14 protein-coding genes are annotated in these 17,198 nt (G+C 71.2%); 7 read left to right on the top strand and 7 right to left on the bottom strand.

From position 1 onward, the window contains the following. Together ABS772_RS02040 and ABS772_RS02035 are read left to right on the top strand one after the other, a co-directional pair. Positions 1 to 1,076 (top strand): polysaccharide biosynthesis/export family protein (locus tag ABS772_RS02040; protein WP_350391874.1); only part of this gene is annotated, 1,076 nt, incomplete at its 5' end. Between the two features lie 257 nt (positions 1,077 to 1,333). Continuing rightward, positions 1,334 to 2,455, top strand: coding sequence for a branched-chain amino acid ABC transporter substrate-binding protein (locus ABS772_RS02035; protein ID WP_238256717.1), 1,122 nt, complete (start codon positions 1,334 to 1,336; stop codon positions 2,453 to 2,455). A 36-nt stretch (positions 2,456 to 2,491) separates the two neighbouring features. Here the strand turns inward: ABS772_RS02035 and ABS772_RS02030 are convergent, their stop codons facing one another. Next, positions 2,492 to 3,067 (bottom strand): tyrosine phosphatase family protein, encoded by a 576-nt coding sequence (locus ABS772_RS02030; protein ID WP_350391873.1) that lies wholly within the window; start codon positions 3,065 to 3,067, stop codon positions 2,492 to 2,494. Positions 3,068 to 3,217: 150 nt separating this feature from the next. Here ABS772_RS02030 and ABS772_RS02025 point away from each other — a divergent pair, with 150 nt between their 5' ends. Next, positions 3,218 to 4,327 carry a TRAP transporter substrate-binding protein gene (locus tag ABS772_RS02025; protein WP_238256719.1) on the top strand — a complete coding sequence of 370 codons (1,110 nt, stop codon included), beginning with the start codon at positions 3,218 to 3,220 and terminating at the stop codon, positions 4,325 to 4,327. Positions 4,328 to 4,881: 554 nt separating this feature from the next. Then, positions 4,882 to 6,285, top strand: coding sequence for a deoxyribodipyrimidine photo-lyase (locus ABS772_RS02020; RefSeq protein ID WP_350391872.1), 1,404 nt, complete (start codon positions 4,882 to 4,884; stop codon positions 6,283 to 6,285). Positions 6,286 to 6,288: 3 nt separating this feature from the next. On the opposite strand, the gene mtgA is transcribed toward ABS772_RS02020, so the two are convergent. Then, the gene (gene mtgA / locus ABS772_RS02015) at positions 6,289 to 7,071 is read right to left on the bottom strand and encodes a monofunctional biosynthetic peptidoglycan transglycosylase (RefSeq protein ID WP_350391871.1); all 783 of its coding nucleotides are present in this window, start codon (positions 7,069 to 7,071) and stop codon (positions 6,289 to 6,291) included. Positions 7,072 to 7,107: 36 nt separating this feature from the next. Here mtgA and ABS772_RS02010 point away from each other — a divergent pair, with 36 nt between their 5' ends. Continuing rightward, the gene (locus ABS772_RS02010; RefSeq protein WP_238256724.1) at positions 7,108 to 8,070 is read left to right on the top strand and encodes a polyprenyl synthetase family protein; all 963 of its coding nucleotides are present in this window, start codon (positions 7,108 to 7,110) and stop codon (positions 8,068 to 8,070) included. 7 nt (positions 8,071 to 8,077) lie between these two features. Here the strand turns inward: ABS772_RS02010 and ABS772_RS02005 are convergent, their stop codons facing one another. The 3 genes from ABS772_RS02005 to ABS772_RS01995 form a co-directional block, all read right to left on the bottom strand. Beyond that, a complete protein-coding gene (locus ABS772_RS02005; protein ID WP_350391870.1) occupies positions 8,078 to 8,524 on the bottom strand; it encodes a thiol-disulfide oxidoreductase DCC family protein in 447 nt (148 codons plus the stop codon). Beyond that, complete coding sequence (locus ABS772_RS02000) at positions 8,521 to 10,209, bottom strand: thiamine pyrophosphate-binding protein (RefSeq protein WP_350391869.1); 1,689 nt, start codon at positions 10,207 to 10,209, stop codon at positions 8,521 to 8,523. Before ABS772_RS02000 ends, ABS772_RS02005 begins: the two co-directional genes overlap by 4 nt. Before the next feature lie 129 nt (positions 10,210 to 10,338). Further along, positions 10,339 to 11,871, bottom strand: a complete 1,533-nt coding sequence (locus ABS772_RS01995) for a hypothetical protein (RefSeq protein WP_350391868.1) — start codon at positions 11,869 to 11,871, stop codon at positions 10,339 to 10,341. A 216-nt stretch (positions 11,872 to 12,087) separates the two neighbouring features. Here ABS772_RS01995 and ABS772_RS01990 point away from each other — a divergent pair, with 216 nt between their 5' ends. Both ABS772_RS01990 and leuB read left to right on the top strand, forming a co-directional pair. After that, a complete protein-coding gene (locus ABS772_RS01990) occupies positions 12,088 to 12,405 on the top strand; it encodes a hypothetical protein (RefSeq protein WP_238256727.1) in 318 nt (105 codons plus the stop codon). 97 nt (positions 12,406 to 12,502) lie between these two features. Beyond that, complete coding sequence (gene leuB, locus ABS772_RS01985; RefSeq protein WP_350391867.1) at positions 12,503 to 13,612, top strand: 3-isopropylmalate dehydrogenase; 1,110 nt, start codon at positions 12,503 to 12,505, stop codon at positions 13,610 to 13,612. Positions 13,613 to 13,893: 281 nt separating this feature from the next. Here leuB and zwf read toward each other — a convergent pair whose 3' ends face one another. Further along, positions 13,894 to 15,402: a glucose-6-phosphate dehydrogenase gene (zwf, locus tag ABS772_RS01980; RefSeq protein WP_350391866.1), complete on the bottom strand. Its 1,509-nt coding sequence runs from the start codon at positions 15,400 to 15,402 to the stop codon at positions 13,894 to 13,896. A gap of 133 nt (positions 15,403 to 15,535) precedes the next feature. Continuing rightward, the gene (locus ABS772_RS01975; protein WP_350391865.1) at positions 15,536 to 17,194 is read right to left on the bottom strand and encodes an efflux transporter outer membrane subunit; all 1,659 of its coding nucleotides are present in this window, start codon (positions 17,192 to 17,194) and stop codon (positions 15,536 to 15,538) included. Between the last annotated feature and the right edge of the window lie 4 nt (positions 17,195 to 17,198).

The following is a 17,198-nucleotide window of genomic DNA, read 5'->3' as shown; positions in this document are numbered from 1 at the left end:
AGAGCGGCGCCGACATCGCCACCGCCGAGGGCCTGTTCGCCCGCTACGAGATCATCGACGTCACCCCCGCCATCGTCGAGTCCCTGCGCACACGACCTCTCGACAGCCTCCTCGTCACCTTCGGCGACCATCGCCCCGCCGTCGAACCGGTGATCGGCATCGGTGACTCGGTCGCCGTCCAGGTCTGGGAGGCCGGTGCCGGCGGCCTGTTCTCTGGTCCGCTCGTCTCCGACCGCTTCTCCGCCGGCTCCAAGTCCGCCACGATCCCCGAACAGGTGGTCGGACCCGACGGCGGCATCACCATGCCCTATGCCGGCCGCATCAAGGTCGTCGGCCGCCGCACCCAGGACGTCCAGGCGCTGATCGAGACCGAACTCGCCGGCAAGGCGATCCAGCCGCAGGTGCTCGTTTCCGTCACCAAGCCGGTCTCGCAATCGGTCACCGTCACCGGCGAGGCGGCCACGGGCAAGCGCGTGCCGCTCTCGGGCCGCGGCGACCGGCTGCTCGACGTCATCGCCCAGGCCGGCGGCGTGCGCACGCCGGTGGCCGAGACCTTCGTCCGGCTGTCGCGCGGCAACCGCACCGTCACCGTGCCGATGACGACGGTGGTCGCCAACCCGCGCGAGAACATCTTCGTGCGCCCCGACGACACGCTGACGCTGGTGCGCGATCCGCAGACCTTCCTGTCGGTGGGCGCGCTCGGCAACACCACCGAGGTGCCGTTCGGGGCCGACGGTCTGACGCTGTCGCAGGCGCTGGCCCGCGCCGCAGGCCTGCGCGAGACCCAGGCCGATCCGGAAGGCGTGTTCCTGTTCCGCTACGAGCCGGCGGCGGTGGTGCGGCGGCTGCGGCCGAACTCGCCGCTCCTGGCCTCACCGCAGGTGCCGGTGGTGTACCGGGTCAACCTGCGCGACCCGCAGGGGCTGTTCCTGACGCAGAGCTTCCGGATGCGCAACCGCGACCTCGTCTACGTGTCGAGTTCACCGTTCGCGGAGCTGGGCAAGGTGTTGAGCGTGTTCTCGACCGTGACCTCACCGGTCGCCGCGGGCGCCTCGATCTACACCGTCACGCGATAGGACCATCGTCCGGGCGGTGCGCGGGTGCGGGCGCACCGCGCGCACGCCCCTCCCCCCGCGAAAGACCGCCCGCTTCATCGAGATCCCGACTTGCCAAAGGCCCAGCCCGCGTCATTCCATGCATCGAATGCGATGTCGGATCCGCGGCCGTGCCGGTCCCGAATAGGGAGCCGGCACAGGACGGTGATCCTGACAGACGACAACGGTCCGGACCGACAGACCTTGGCAACGGGGCAGCGGGCTGGGAAAGAGGCGCCATGACGGTCCGACGCCCCCTCGCCCTCGCTGCGACCTCCCTCGCGCTGTTGGCCGTGCTTGCGACGGCCGTCCCGGCAAGAGCGGAGGTCAAGGTCGGCGTCGCGGTGCCGCGCACCGGCCCCTATGTCACCGTCGGCGAACAGGTTCTGCGCGGCGTCGAGGCGGCGGCGAAGGACGCCAACGCCAAGGGCGGCATGAACGGCGAGACCATCGTGCTCGACGTGCAGGATGATTCCTGCGACTCGAATCAGGCGGTGGCGGTCGCCAACCACTACGTGAACTCGGGCGTGCGGCTCGTGGTGGGCCATGTCTGCTCGAACGCGTCGCTGGCCGCGTCGGACGTCTACGCCGTCAACGGGATCGTGATGATCACCGCGGCCTCCGTCGCCGCCAAGCTGACCGACCGCGGCCTGCCCACGATCTTCCGGGTCTGCGGCCGCGACGACGACCAGGCGAAGCTCTCGGCGGCGATCCTCGCCGAGCGGTTTCGCGACCGGAAGATCGCCATCCTCAGCGACCTGTCGCCGGCCTCGCGCACCCTCGCGGCGGCGACGAAGGACAACCTGAACCGCATCGGCGTGAACGAGGCTTTGTCCACCGCCTTCCAGCCGACCGATGCCGACGACGCCGCGCTCGCCGACCGGCTGAAGGGGGCGGGCATCGACGTGGTCTATTACGGAGGCGACGCGCAGGAGATGGGCCGGCTGGTCCGCATCTCGGCCGAGCGGGGTTTTCGCCCGCAATGGTTCGGGACGTCGGCCATCGCGACGCCGGACTTCGCCAAGATCGCCGGACCCGCCAGCAACGGCGTGCTGATGACCTTCTACCTCGATCCGAGCCGGAAACCCGAGGCGCAGGGCGTGGTCGCCGCCTTCAAGGCGCAGGGGATCGAGGCGGACGGCTCGATGATCTACGGCTACGCCGCGCTCCAGGCGCTCGTGGAAGCCGGCAACTTCGCCCGCAGCACCGAGCCCGGCCCGATCGCCAAGGCCCTGCACAACGAGCGCTTCGACCTCGTGCTCGGCTCCGTCGGCTTCGACGCCAAGGGCGACATCACCGCCCAGGGCTACGTGCTCTACGTCTGGCGCGACGGCAATTTCACCCCGGCCAAGTCGAACTGACGCCGAGATGGGTCGAAGCGGGGCGAACGGACCCCGTCAGTCGCGCAGGGCCGCGTCCACCTCCGCGCCGCGGCCGAGGTCCCGCATCACCTGATCGAGATGCGGACGCTTGCGCAGTTGCAGCGCGTGCAGCCGGCGGACCGCCTCGCTGAGGCTGCCCTGCCGTCCGAGCATCTCGTCGGCAAAGGCGATCATGCGCGCGTTCGGCCACGCCTTCTCCCGCTGCTCGTGGAGGCGGGCGACGAGGTCCTCGGCCGGCGTGTCGGGCTCCGCCTCGGCGAACAGGGTCGCCAGCGCCGCGGTCGAGCGCGAGATGCCGACATGGCAGTGGACGAGGATGTGGACCTCGCCGCCATCGGCGATGGCGTCGCGGCCGAAGGCCAGGATCTTCTCGATGTCCGCGCGCTCCGGCAGGACGATGCCCGGCGCCGGCTCGATGGCGTCGTGGAAGCGCAGGACCGTGCGCCGGTGGGTGCCGTAGGCGCCGAACGCCTCCGGATCCGCCCGATCGGGATCGAGGATCGACAGGACGTGGCTAACGCCGCGGGCCTGGTGCTCGACGAGTTCGTCGAGGCCGCAGACGGTGTGGAGGCTGAGCTTCTCGGTATTCACGCCGAGCCTGCTATCACGCCCGGAGGCGGGAGGCGACGGGGCGCGCTCCGGTTTCCCGATGGCGGTCTTCACGTGTATGGCAACGGTCGGCCAGCGGATGGGCGGTCGCGCAGAGCGGGACGAGCCGGGAGATCCATGCCCAGGAGATCGATGCCAAAGACCGTGCAGCGCCGCGCCCTGCTCACCGCCGGACTCGGCGCTGGCTTGAGCGCCGCCGGACCGCTGGCGAGTCCCGCCCAGGCCCAGCAATCCGCGCCCGAGCTGCGCTGGCGCCTGACGTCGGGCTATGCCCGCAGCCTCGACATCCTGTTCGGCGCCTCGGAGAGCCTCGCCAAGGCGGTGGCCGAGGCGACCGACGGACGCTTCCAGATCCAGGTCTCGGCCGCGGGCGAGTCGATCCCGGCCGACGGGCTGCTCGACGCGGTCGGGGGCGGCAAGTCCGAGATGGGCCACGCGCCGGCCAGTTTCGGCATGGCGAAGAACCCCGCCTTCGCGCTCGCCACGGCGATGCCGTTCGGGCTCAACGCGCGCGGGCAGAATGCGTGGTGGCTGCAGGGCGGCGCGTCGGAGCTGTTCGCTGAGATCTTCGCCAAGAACGGATTGGTGGCCCTGCCCGGCGGCAATACCGGCGCGCAGATGGGCGGCTGGTTCCGCAAGGAGATCAAGACGGTCGGCGACCTCCAGGGGCTCAAGCTGCGCATCGGCGGGCTCGGCGCCACGGTTCTGGCCAAGCTCGGCGCGGCGGTGCAGGCGACGCCGGGGCCGGAGATCTACGCCGCGCTGGAGAGCAAGGCGCTCGATGCCGCCGAGTGGATCGGCCCGCACGACGATGAGAAGCTCGGCCTTCAGAAGGTCGCGCCGATCTACCACTACCCGGGCTTTTGGGAGGGCGGCGCCCTCCTGCATTTCTGGATCAACGCCGAGGCCTGGAAGGGCCTGCCGAAGACCTATCGCGCCATCCTGCAGGGGGCGGCGGCCCAGGTGAATGCCGAGGTGCAGGCGCGCTACGACGCGCGCAACCCGCAGGCCCTGCGCCGGCTCGTCTCGGGCGGGGCGCAGCTCCGCCCCTTCCCGCAGGACGTGATGGAGGCGGCGCTGAAGGCGTCCAACGAGGTCTATGCCGACCTCTCGGCCAAGAACCCGGACTTCAAGCGGATCTACGACGCGATGAAGACCTTCCGGAACGAGGAGTACCTCTGGTTCCAGGTGGCGGAGTACACCTACGACAACTTCATGATCCGCGCCCGCGCCCGCGGATGACGGGGCCCGCGGATCACAGGGCTGGCCCCGGGACAAAAAAAAGCCGCCCGTGAAGAGCGGCCCGAAGTCTAGGGAGGAAACGCCCAAGGAGGGCAGCGGGAGGCGGACGCCGTCCGCGTTCCCGCAATGCACAAAATGCTCTTTGCCCGGAATTTTTCAAGTCGTTTGGCCGGCAATGGTCGCTTTCGCGCGTGTGCGGGCACACGTCGCCGGAGCTCTGTCACTCAAATGCCGCATGCGCTTCCACGGGCCGAGAGCAGTGATCGCGGCGGCCGTCGCAGTAGACGGCGGCACGCGATCTGATGTGCGAGCGCGCCAGATCACTGAGGCGCTTCGCGAATTCTGTTCCGTCGCCGCGTCCGTCGGCGAGCGGCCGGCCCATATCGGCGCGACGACGATGCAACGTTTGCCGCGCTGGTGCATTCCCTGCCCCGACGCGCCGTCCGCCTCGCGTCGCCGACGGGTGAAGCCCGAATCACGCGGCCGGGTCCGATTCGGCCGCCCGCCCCGGTGACGTCAGGCGAGACCGGCCGAGACGGGGGCATGTTCGAGCGATGGCGATCCAACCGGCCCGCATCCGGGTGCTGAACGACGTGCCGCCACGGGATGGCGCCGACGCCGTGCTGTACCTGATGCAGCAATCCATGCGCGTCCCGTTCAATCCGGCGCTGGAACTGGCGGTCGAGGAAGCCAACCGCCTCAAGCTCCCGCTTCTCGTCTGCTTCGGCCTGCTCGACGGCGCCAACGGCTTTCCCGAAGCCAATGCCCGGCACTACGCCTTCCTGCTGCAGGGGCTCGCCGACGCGGCCGCCGCCCTAGAGACGCGCGGCATCGCCTTCCTCGCGCGCCGGGGGACGCCGGCCGAGGTCGCCATCGACCTCTCGGAGAGGGCCGCCCTGCTGGTGCTCGACCGCGGCTACCTCGCGATCCAGAAGGGATGGTACGGCGAGATCGAACGGAAGGCGAAGTGCCGGATTGTCCAGGTCGAGGGCGACGTCGTGGTCCCGGTCGAGACCGCCTCGACCAAGCACGAATACGCCGCCCGCACCCTGCGCCCGAAGCTCCAGAAGATCTGGGACGACTTCCTGGAGCCGCTGGAGCCGCGCAAAGTCGAGAACCCGGCCGAAGGGCTGATCAAGCGGCTGAAGCTGAAGGACGGCCTCGACGTCTCCGACCCGGACCGGCTTCTCTCGGAACTGACGCTCGACACCACGGTCGGCCCGGTGAAGCGCTTCCGCGGCGGCTACACCGAGGCCGCCGGACGCCTCGTAGACTTCCTGCAGGACGCGTTCGCCGGCTACGGCGCCGGCCGCAACAAGCCGGAGGCCGGGGCCGCGTCGCATATGAGCCCCTACCTGCATTTCGGGCATATCTCGCCGGTCGAGATCGCACTGGCGATCCGCGCCGCCAAGGACGGCGACCGCGACGACCGCTCGGCCTATCTCGAGGAACTGATCGTCCGGCGCGAGCTGGCGATGAACCACGTCTTCCACACGCAGGGCTACGACGACTACGCCCGCGCCGTCCCCGAATGGGCCCGCAAGACGCTGGCCGAGCATGCCGAGGACGAGCGTCCGACCCTCTATTCCGAGGAGGAGCTGGCCGAGGGAAAGACCCGCGACCATTACTGGAACGTCGCCATGCGCGAGATGCGCGAGACGGGCTACATGCACAACCAGCTGCGCATGTACTGGGGCAAGAAGATCCTCGAATGGTCACCCTCGCCGGAAGAGGCGTTCGCCCGGACGCTGCGGCTCAACAACCGCTACTTCCTCGACGGGCGCGACGCGAACTCCTTCACCAACGTCGCCTGGATCTTCGGGCTGCACGACCGCCCGTGGCAGACCCGCAAGATCTTCGGGAGCGTGCGCTACCAGAGCGAGAACTCGCTCAGGAAGTTCGACGCGAAGGCCTATGAGCGGGCGGTGACGCGGCTGTGCGAGGCGGAGAGAGGTTGAACGTCAGCGCCTCAAGCACCCCATCAGCCCCTCGACCTGCCCCATCCGCCCCTGGATGCGCGCCGCGATCGCCCGCACCCCGCGGGTCGGCTTGCCGGCGCTGCGCTGGATCGGGTTCGGCAGCACGGCGGCCAGCAGCGCGGCCTCGTTGCGGGTCAGGTCGCGGGCGCTCTTGCGGAACCAGTGGCGGGCGGCGGCCTCGGCGCCGAAGATGCCCTCCCCCCACTCGGCGACGTTGAGATAGATCTCCATCGTCCGGCGCTTGCCCCAGACCGCGTCGGCCATCACCGCGAGCGGGATCTCCAGCCCTTTGCGGATGTAGGAGCGGCCGGGCCAGAGGAAGACGTTCTTGACCGTCTGCATGGTGATGGTGGAGGCTCCCCGGCTCGGGCCCTCCTCGTCGTCCACCACCTCGCGCAGCGCCCCCCAATCGACGCCGTTGTGGAGGCAGAAGCGCTGGTCTTCCGAGGCGATCACCGCCTGGACCAGCGCCGGGGCGATCGCCTCGAGGGGCACGCTGTCCCGCTGCACGCCCTGGAGCGTCAACCAACGCCCGAGCATCAGGGTTGAGGGCGGGGTCGCCACGCTATAGACGAGCGCGAGCGTGAGCGTGAAGGCAAGAATGGCAATGGGAGCCAGCGTGATCAGGGTGGCGGCGCGCCGCAGCCCGGTTCGGCGCCTCGGACCAGGATTCCGCGATGCGGCGGTCCTCGCGAGAGGCCTCGAAGGGATCCTTCGCAGGTCGCGCCCGTGCCGTTCCGCCTCGCTCTCCTCCGGCACCGCCACCTTGCGTCCGCCCCTCCCCGATCCAGGCCAGTCCCGATGACCTCAACGCAGGCTTCCCACCCCTCGGTCAAGGCGGACGCCTATACGGGTGACTTTACCCACAGGCTCGCTCAGGTCGCCGGCACCGTCGAGACTTTCCTCGTCGATCTGCTCGGGCCGACCCTTCAGGCCGGCGAGATCGCCCGGCCGCCGCGGCTGATGGAGGCGATGCGCCACGCCGTGCTCGGCGGCGGCAAGCGGCTGCGGCCGTTCCTCGCCATCGAGACCGCGCGGATGCTCGGCGGCGCCGAGGAGGCCGCGCTCGCGGCCGGCGCCGGGGTCGAGCTCGTCCACTGCTACAGCCTCGTCCACGACGACCTGCCGGCCATGGACGACGACGACCTGCGCCGCGGCAAGCCCACCGTCCACAAGGCCTACGACGAGGCCACCGCGATCCTCGTCGGCGACGCGCTCCAGACCCTGGCCTTCGAGGTCACCGCCGACCCGCGCTGGCAGCCCGATCCCGCGATCCGGGCGGAGCTGGTGCTCGGGCTGGCCCGCGCGTCCGGCCTCGGCGGCATGGTCGGCGGCCAGCTCCTCGACCTCTCGGCCGAGGGGCGCTTCGGCCCGGCCAACATGGATATCGACGACACCCTGCGGATGCAGGCGATGAAGACCGGCGCGATCCTCGCCTTCTCCGTCGAGGCCGGCGCCCTGGTCGGCGGCGCGAATGCCGACGAGCGGGCGGCGTTGCTGCGCTACGGCAAGGCGCTCGGCCAAGCCTTCCAGGTCGCCGACGACATCCTGGATCGGGAGGCCTCGCCGGAGGCGATGGGCAAGGCCACGGGCAAGGACAAGGATGCCGGCAAGGCGACCCTGGTCGACCGCCTCGGCCTCGACGGCGCGCGGGCCGAGTGCGACCGGCTGGTGGCGCTGTGCGAGGAGGCCGTCGCCCCTTGGGGCGAGCGGGCGCAGGTGCTCAAGGACGCCGCCCGCTTCACGGTGGCCCGCAAGGCCTGATCGGCGTCTACGGCTGCGGCGGGTCCGCCGGTTGCACCCCGTGGAACCGGTGCCGCTGCTCCGGCGGCACGCGGGCGCAATCCTCGCGGCGCCCGAACAGGCGGTATCGGTATCGCGCGATGAAGCCGTAGAGGCGGTCGCGCAGCGGTCTCGGGACGATCCTGAGCAGCCCGAACCAGCGCCACGGCGCCCTGAGATGCCGCGCCACGGCGAGCGCGGCATCCGAGCGCGTCAGCGCCCGGCCGTCCCGAACCAGCAGGAAGGTGCCGTTCAGATTCTCCGCGGTGAAGCCGTGGCGGGCGGCAAGGGCGAGACCCTCGGCGGACCACGCGCCCATGAAGTGCAGACGATCGTCGCGCTCGTGCGCCAGCACGAACCGCACCGTCCCGGCGCAGAGGACGCAATCCGTGTCGAAGACGAGGGTCGGCGGCGTCGCTCGCGGGGAAGCCGTCATACCGCGCTGACCACCACCTCCACGAGGTTCGGCTCGCCCGAACGGATCCCCGCCTCCACCGCACCGGCAATGTCCTCCGCCCGCTCGATCCGCCGGGAGGGAACGCCCATCGAGGCCGCGAGCGCCAGGAAGTCGAGGCGCGGCTCGGTGAGATCCATGGCGATGAAGCGGTTCGCGCGCACCGAGGCGTAGTGCGTCTGCGATTTCATGAACTGCTTCAGGATGTTGTACTCGGCATTGTTGATCACGACGAAGGTCACCGGCAGCCGCTCGTGGGCGGCGGTCCAGAGCGCCTGGGGCGAGTACATCGCCGCGCCGTCGCCGACGATGCAGACCACCGGCGCCCGGTCGAGCCCGAGGGAGAAGCCGACCGAGGCCGGCATGCCCCAGCCGAGCACCCCGCCGCGGATCGACGCGTATTGCCGCGTCCAGGTGCTGTGCAGGATCGTGCGCAGATGCCCCAGGGTCGCGGGCGCCTCGTCGACGATCGCGACGTCGGAGCCGACGACGCGGGCGATCTCCCAGGCGGCGACGAGGGGATGGATGACGGGATCGGCGAAGGCGGCCTGCGCCTTGGCCGCCAGGGCGGCCCGGCGCGCGTCGTAGGCGGCGACGGCCTCTCGGCGCAGGCGGGCATAGGTCTCGGCGCGGGGCGCGAGGCGCGTTTCCAGGAGCGGCAGCAGCACGTCGAGGGAGGCGCGCACGTTGCCCACCGTCGAGAGCCGCGTCGCGTAGGTGCGGCCGAGGTCGCGGGCATCCGCCGAGAGCTGGAACACCTGCGTGCCCGGCGGCACGGCCGAGCCTTCCGTGTAGAGCACCGTGATGAGCGACTTGCCGCCGAGGGCGAAGACCGCGTCGTAGCGGCCCAGGATCTCGGCGATGCCGCTCGCCTTGGTCGGCAGGTTGCCCATCCAGAGCGGGTGGGCGGTCGGGAACGGGATATGCGCCGGCCAGGACGAGCCGTAGACCGGCGCCGCCAGGAGATCGGCGAGGCGCACTGCCTGGGAGGAGGCGTCGCTGGCATCGACCTCGTCGCCGGCGATCAGGGCGAGCCGCCCCGGCGCGATGGCCGCGAGGTGGTCCGCGAGCCGGTCGAGGGACCCGGCCACCGCGTGGTGGTCGATGGTGGAGATCTCGCCGAGCGGCGCGGCGGTCATCGCCTCCATCACGTCCATCGGCAGCGACAGGAAGACCGGCCCCGAGGGCGCCGCCGAGCAATCGTGGAAGGCGCGGCGCAGGAGCACCGGAAGCTGGTCGGCGTTCGTCACCTCGCGCGCCCATTTCACCGTGGGGGCGGCGATGGTGGTCAGGTCGCCGAACAGCAGCGGATCGGTGATGACGTGACGCGAATCCTGCTGGCCCGCCGTCACCACGAGCGGCGTGCCGGAGATCTGGGCGTTGAGCAGGTTGCCCATGCCGTGGCCGAGGCCGCCCGCGGTGTGCAGGTTGAGGAAACCCGGACGCCGTGCCCCCTGCGCGTAGCCGTCGGCCATGGCGACGGCGCTCGCCTCCTGCAGCGCCAGGACGTAGGCGATGTCGGGCGCGTCCGTCAGGGCGTCGATCAGCGGCAACTCGGTCGTGCCGGGATTGCCGAAGATGTAGCGGACGCCCTCCGACCGCAGCACCTCCACCAGGACGTCGGCGCCGCGGCGTTGGCCCAGGGAGTCGAGTGTCGTGACCGTCATGGCCTGCTCCTTCCGCGCCTTCGCGAGCCCGATCCGGCCCGGCGACCGCGCGCAGGCTCTCTCATCAACGACGGTGGCGCGAGGGCCGCTCATCCCTCTGTCGAACGTCCGGCCGGAATCGTCACCGGGTCAGGGTGCGGCCGCGCGCGGCCGCACCGTCCAGGTCGCCCAGTAGACCGGCCGCCCGTAGAGCGAGGAGGCGTCGCTGCCGTCGCTCCGCGGCGCCCGGCGGTCGAGCCAGGTCAGGAAGCCGCCCTTGTCGGGGTAGATCGTCGGCGCGTCGAGGTTGCCGTAGCGGTCGGTCATCCAGCCGAAGCCGTCGCGGGTGAAGCGCCCGAGCGCGTCACCGCCGGAGCGCAGGCCGAGATAGGCCGCGGAATGGCCGGCCGCGATCGGCTCGGCATAGAGCGTCAGGGCGGTGATGCTGCCCGGCGAGAGGTCGGCGGTGTAGTGCAGGCAGATGTCGGCCACGGGTCCGCCCGAGACGGTGACCGGCCGCGAGCAGGAATAGGCCACGGCCCAGCGGTCCATGCCCCGTGCCTTGGCGACGCGGATCTCGGTCTCGGCGGGCAGGCTCTCGATCAGCGTGACGGGCGCCGACCACGTGCGCTCGGCCAGCGGGTCGCGGCTCGTGCGCAGGTACAGGGCCATGCGCCGCCTGGCTCGCGGCGCGTCGCAATCGGCGGGCAGCACGTCGGTGTAGAAGTAGTGGTAGACGCGATCGACCACGCTGATCGAGCCGGTCAGGCCGCGCGCCTCCAAACCCGGCGCGGCGCAGTTGCCGACGATCGGCTTGCCCGCGTCGTCGAGCACCGGCGCGGGCTTGACCGCCGCGGGCTGGCCGCGGCCGCGCCGACGCCCCTTCTCCTCGGACGGCGCCCCGAACGGCCGCCACTCGGTGCCGGGATCGGCCCCGACGCGCAGGTCGAGGCTCTGGAAATCGTAGGTCCGCGCCTGCACCAGCACCCGGCGGCGGCCTTCCCCGGACGGTTCCGTCGCGGTGGCGAGGATGGCGTAGTACGGGTCGCCCGCCCAATCGCGCCCGGCGACCATCATGGCGTTGCCGGACAGGTCGTCCTCCGGCACGGACGCCTGGGCGCGGAAGGTCATCTTGTCCTGCTGCCCCGCCTCGCGGGCCGCCCGGCGGGCCTCGCGCCGTGCCTGCCGGCTCGCCCGGCTGCGGCGGCGCGGCTGTTCGGCCCGGGCCGGACCGGCGCCCTTGAGACCCTCGCTCCAGAAGCGGGGATCGGTCGGCGGCAGGACCGTCGCCAGCGTCTCGATCTGCCGGCCGATGCGCACGGCGCCGCCCGAAACGGGATCGGTGGCGCGCAGGTCGGCCGGGCAGGAATCCTCGCTTCGCCGACCGCTCTGGCGCGGCGGCTCGGCCCGGTAGATCACCTGGAGCGGACCCGGCGGCCCGGTATCCTTCAGCCGCAGGATCTGCACGTCGTGGACGAAGCGGCAGGGCGGCGGGACGGCGTAGACGCCCTCGGCCTCGTTCTCCGAGCGGCAGATCTCGAGGGCGCCGCCGCCGGTGACGTAGCAGGCGCTCGCCCCGCTGCGGGGCGAGCCGGCCTGAGCCGGACCCGTCAGCACGGCGAGCCCGATCAGCGCGAGCGCCGACAGGGCCGTTCCGCCCGGAGCGGGTCCGGCCTCCGGCATGAGGAAACCGCGTCCTGCGGCGGAGGGGTGGGAAGGGCTTGGGCGAGGCACGGCCGAACCTTAGCCCGGCCCCGCCGTTCTCGGGAAGCATCCGCGGCGCCCCGTCCCATCACGATCAGGCCGGATTCGGCACGCGGGAGCCGAACATGGTGAAAGGATTGGCTCACCAACACGGATTATCGTGGGCTCCGGTTCGATCATGAGGGTACCCCATCGATGAGCAGCGGTCTCTCGGCACCGGCCGGTCTGTCGGAGGTCTCCCGCCTCGCGACGTTGCTGGCCGATCAGGCGCTCGACGCGCAGATCATGAGCCGTCCGATTCCCGACGATCAGGTCCAGGCGCTGCTGGACGCCGCCGTGCTCCTCGACGAGTACGGCCAGGAGATCCCGCCCCTGCTCGGGCAGATCGTCCACGAGATCGGCTCCTCCGCGCCCGAGCGCGCCGTCCGCTCCGGCAAGCGGGCGGACGAGGACGAGGTCGGGCGGATGGCCTGGATGCTGCGTCCGTTCCGCTCGGCCAAGCGAACGGGCTGAGACGAGCGCACCGGCTGAGAGACGGGCTTGCGGGCGCCGGGCCGCGCCGATAGAGCGCGGTCAACGTGGCGCGTGCCATCAGCCCGGATTCCAGCCCATGACCACCTACAAGCTTCTGCTCCTGCCCGGCGACGGCATCGGCCCCGAGGTGATGGCCGAGGTCGAGAAGGTGGTCGGCTGGCTCAGGCAGGCCGGTCTCGCCGATTTCGAGACCGAGCGCGACCTCGTCGGCGGCGCGGCCATCGACGTCCACGGCAAGCCCCTCGCCGACGAGACGCTCGCCCGCGCCGACGCGGCCGACGCGATCCTGCTCGGCGCCGTCGGCGGGCCGAAATGGAACGGCGTGGCCTACGACATCCGTCCCGAGGCCGGCCTGCTGCGCCTGCGCAAGGATCTGGGCCTGTTCGCCAACCTGCGGCCGGCGATCTGCTACCCGGCCCTCGCCGACGCCTCGGCGCTGAAGCGCGAGCTGGTCGAGGGCCTCGACATCATGATCGTGCGCGAGCTCACCGGCGGCGTCTATTTCGGCGAGCCGAAGGAGATCACCACGCTCGAAGACGGCTCGAAGCGGGCGGTCGATACGCAGGTCTACACCACCGCGGAGATCGAGCGGATCGCCCACGTCGCCTTCGATCTGGCGCGCAAGCGCTCCGGCCGGGTCGCCTCGGCGGAGAAGAACAACGTGATGAAGACCGGCGTCCTGTGGAAGGAGGTCGTCACCCGGGTCCATGCCGAGCATTACAGCGACGTCGAGCTGGAGCACGTGCTCGCCGACAATTGCGCCATGCAGCTCGTGCGGCGCCCCAAGCAGTTCGACGTGCTCGTGACCGACAACCTGTTCGGCGACGTGCTCTCGGACGTCGCGGCGATGCTCACCGGCTCGCTCGGCATGCTGCCCTCGGCCTCGCTCGGCGCGACCGACGCGCGCGGCACCCGCAAGGCGCTCTACGAGCCGGTCCACGGCTCGGCGCCCGACATCGCCGGCAAGGGTTTCGCGAACCCGATCGCGATGATCGGCTCGCTCGCCATGTGCCTGCGCTACTCCTTCGGGCTGGGCGAGGCCGCCGACCTCGTCGAGGGCGCGATCACCCGCGCGCTCGCCGCCGGCGCCCGCACCCGCGACATCGTCGGCGAGGGCCAGACTCCGATCAGCACCGCCGAGATGGGCGACGCGATCCTGCGCGAGCTGGCAGCGCAGGCGGGCTGAGACGGCTGCATCCCGTGCCCTTTCTCCGGCCTGTCGGAGGCGCATCCCCCTCTCCCCGCACGCGGGGAGGGGCCGGCCTGCACCCTGACGTGCAGGCCGGAAGCGGAGGCGAAGCCGCAGCGGCGGTGAGGGGGCGCATCAGGATGAGGCTCCTCCGGCGAAGCCCCCTCACCTTCGGCTGCCGCCTCGCTTCATGCCCCGACGAGGGGGCATGAAGCCCTCTCCCCGCACGCGGGGCGAGGGGTTGCACGGCTCGGTCCGTGATGTTCCGGAATGAGGAATCACCCCTCCCCCAGCGGCAACCAAGCCCGCCCGTCCCGGGCCAAGAGATCGTCCGCCTCCTTCGGCCCCGGACTGCCCGCGGGATAGGAGCAGACCGGCGCGTCCTTCCAGGCCTGGATCAGCGGATCGACGGCGGCCCAGCTCGCCTCGATGGTGTCGGCGCGCTGGAACAGCGTCGGGTCGCCCCTCATGCAGTCGTAGAGAAGCGTCTCGTAGCCGACGGTTGGGGCGGGATCGAAGAAGTCGGCGTAGCGGAAGCCGGTCTCGATCGCGGCCAGATGCATCTGCGGGCCCGGCCGCTTCACGTTGAGGCGCGTGGCCGAGCCGGGCTCCGGGTCGATGCGCAGGCGCATGACGTTCGGCGCGATGCCGTCGCCGGCCGCCCCGCGAAACAGGGGCAGGGACGGCGCCTTGAAATGGACCGCGATCTCCGTGCGCCGCCCCGCCATCCGCTTGCCGGTGCGCAGGTAGAACGGCACGCCGGACCAGCGGGGGTTCTCGATCTCGAGCTTGAGGGCGGCGTAGGTTTCGGTCCGCGATTCCTTCGACACGTCCGGCTCGTCGCGGTAGGCCGGCACCTCCTTCCCGTCCTCGTGGCCGGCGGCGTACTGGCCGCGCACCGCGTTGTCCGGCGTGACCGGACGGATCGCCGTCACCAGTTTCGTCTTCTCGTCGCGCACGGCCTCGGCGTCGAAGGCGCCCGGCGGCTCCATCGCCACCATGGTGAGGAGCTGGAACAGGTGGTTGGGCACCATGTCCCGCAGCGCGCCCGTCGGCTCGTAGAAGCGGCCGCGCTCCTCGACGCCGATCGTCTCGGCGGCGGTGATCTCGACGTGATCGACATGCTCGCGCCGCCAGATCGGCTCCAGCATCGCGTTGGCGAAGCGGATCGCCAGGATGCTCTGGACCGTCTCCTTCCCCAGAAAGTGGTCGATCCGATAGAACTGGCTCTCGTCGCCCTGCGCCAGGATCGTTTCGTTCAGGGCCTTGGCGGACGCGAGGTCGGCGCCGAACGGCTTCTCGATGACGACGCGGCGGAAGGCGTGGTCCGCCTGCTTCAGCAGGCCGGCCTTGCCGAGGCCCTCCACGACGGGGCCGAAGAAGCGGGCGGCGACCGCGAGGTAGAACACGACGTTGCCGGTGACGCGCCCGGCGAGGTCCTTGAAGGTGGCCTCCTCGGAGAAGTCGCCCTGCATGACGTGCAGGCGCTCGCGGACGAAGCCCCAGGGGCGCGGATCGATCCGCTCGGCGTGGAACTCGGCGGACGGATCCTTGGTGAAGGATTCCATCGTCTTCGTCAGGTCGTCGCGCCAGCCGTCGTCGGTGAGCGGGTTGTGATCGACGCCGAGGACGGAGAATTCTTGGTCGAGAAGCCCGCCGCCCGCGAGATTGTAGAGGGCGGGCATCAGGAGGCGCTTCGTCAGGTCGCCGCCGGCACCGAAGATCACGAGGGTGCAGGGCGGAGCCCGCGGCGTATCGGGGGTGTCGTGGACGCGGGCGTCGGGCATGGGTCGTCCGGGGCTGTCGGCCGGCAAGGGGCCGACCGCTCGAATCCCGATTCCAACAGAGCCGGACGGCCCGTGTTCCAGCCGAGCTGCCCTGCCTGGGCCGCTTGCCGGACCACTTGCCGGGCTTCCTGCCCTACTCGTCGGTGCGAACGGCCGAGCCGCCGTCGATCGGCAGACGAACGCCCTTCAGTTCCTCGCCGGTCGGCAGCGAGCGGGCATCCCAGCCGCCGCCGAGCGCCCGGATCAGCGCCACCGCGGTGGTGAAGCGGTTGAGGCGGATCTGCAGCGCGGTGATCTCGTTGTTGATCTGCAGCGCCTGGGCGGTCACCACGGTCGTGTAGTTCTGCGTGCCGGCGCGGTACTCGTTGAGCGCGATCTCGACCGCGCGCCGGGCGGACGCCACCGCCTCGTCCTGCTTCGCCTGCTGCCGCGCCAGGATGCGCACGCCGGCCAACCCGTTCTCGACCTCGCCGAAGGCGGTCAGCACCGTCTGGCGATAGTTGGCCACCGCCGCCTCGTAGGCGGCCCGCGCCGATTGCAGCACCGCGGCGCGGGCGCCGCCGTCGAAGAACACTTGGCTGCCGTTGGCGGCGATCGACCAGACCCGGTTGGCCGCCGAGAACACGCCGTTGCTGGTCGCCCCCGAGATGCCGCCCGAGGCCGAGAGCGTGACCGTGGGGAAGAAGGCGGAGACCGCCACGCCGATCTGCTCGCTCTGCGCCTGCACCAGCCGCTCGGACTGGGCGATATCGGGCCGCCGCTCCAGGAGATCGGAGGGGATGCCGACCGGGACCGAGGGCGGGCGCACCGGCAGGGGCGAGAAGGCGAGCCTGACCTCGGAGGGCGGCCGCCCGGTCAGGATCGCCACCGCGTGCTCAAAGGTCGCCCGCTGCAGATCGACGGCGATCAGCGAGGCCTGCGTCGTCTGGAGCTGCGTCTGGGCGGTGATGACGTCGGAGCGGGCGGCGACGCCCGCATTGTACTGGTTCTCGGCGATCGCGAGGCTGCGCTTGAAGCCCTCGACGTTCTCCTCGAGCACCCGCTTGAGCGAATCCTGGTAGCGGAGCTGGAGGTAGGCGGTGGCCAGTTCCGCCTGGAGGCTGAGGCGGACCAAGGCGAGGTCGGCGGCCGAGGCCTGGGCGGAGGCGACGTCGCTCTCGATCTGGCGGCGGATGCCGCCGAACAGGTCGAGCTCCCAGCTCGCCTGCCCCTGCAGCGAGACCGTGGTGCGCTCGGTCCCCAGCGCCCGCGAGCGGGTGATGCTGGGGGCGCCGATCACCGTGGGAAACAGGGCGGAGCGGGCCTGCGCCACGAGGGCGCGGGCCTGATCGTAGACCGCGATCTGGGCGCGGAGGTTCTGGTTGTCCACGTCGATCGAGCGGATCAGCCGGTCCAGCGTCGGATCGTTGAAGGCCCTCCACCAGTCGCCGCGCTCGGCCGCGTCGTTGGGCGAAGCCGGGCGCCAGCCCTTCTGCGCCTGGACGTAGGCGAGGCTGTCCTCGCGCAGGCCGCCCTGCTTGAAGGCGAGCGGCGTCTCGACGGAAGGGCGCGAGTAATCGGGGCCGACGAGGCAGCCGGAAGTGGAGAGACCGAGGGCGGCGACGGCGGCGAGACGAAAGAAGCCCGCATGGCCGAACCCTCTCCCCTCCGCGGGAGAGGGTGCCTGCGGAGCAGGTGGGTGAGGGGCCGGCTCCGCACGATCCGGAAACGCCGCTCCCCTCTCCCGACCCCTGCTGACGCAGGGGCCACCCTCCCCCGCGGAGGGGGGAGGGCAATTTCTGGCGACGACCATCAAA

This window comes from Methylorubrum podarium, assembly GCF_040270385.1.
GTDB classification, from domain to species: Bacteria; Pseudomonadota; Alphaproteobacteria; order Rhizobiales; family Beijerinckiaceae; genus Methylobacterium; species Methylobacterium podarium.
The sequence above is the reverse complement of the archived record's forward strand: the minus strand, read 5'-3'. Positions and strand labels throughout refer to the sequence as shown.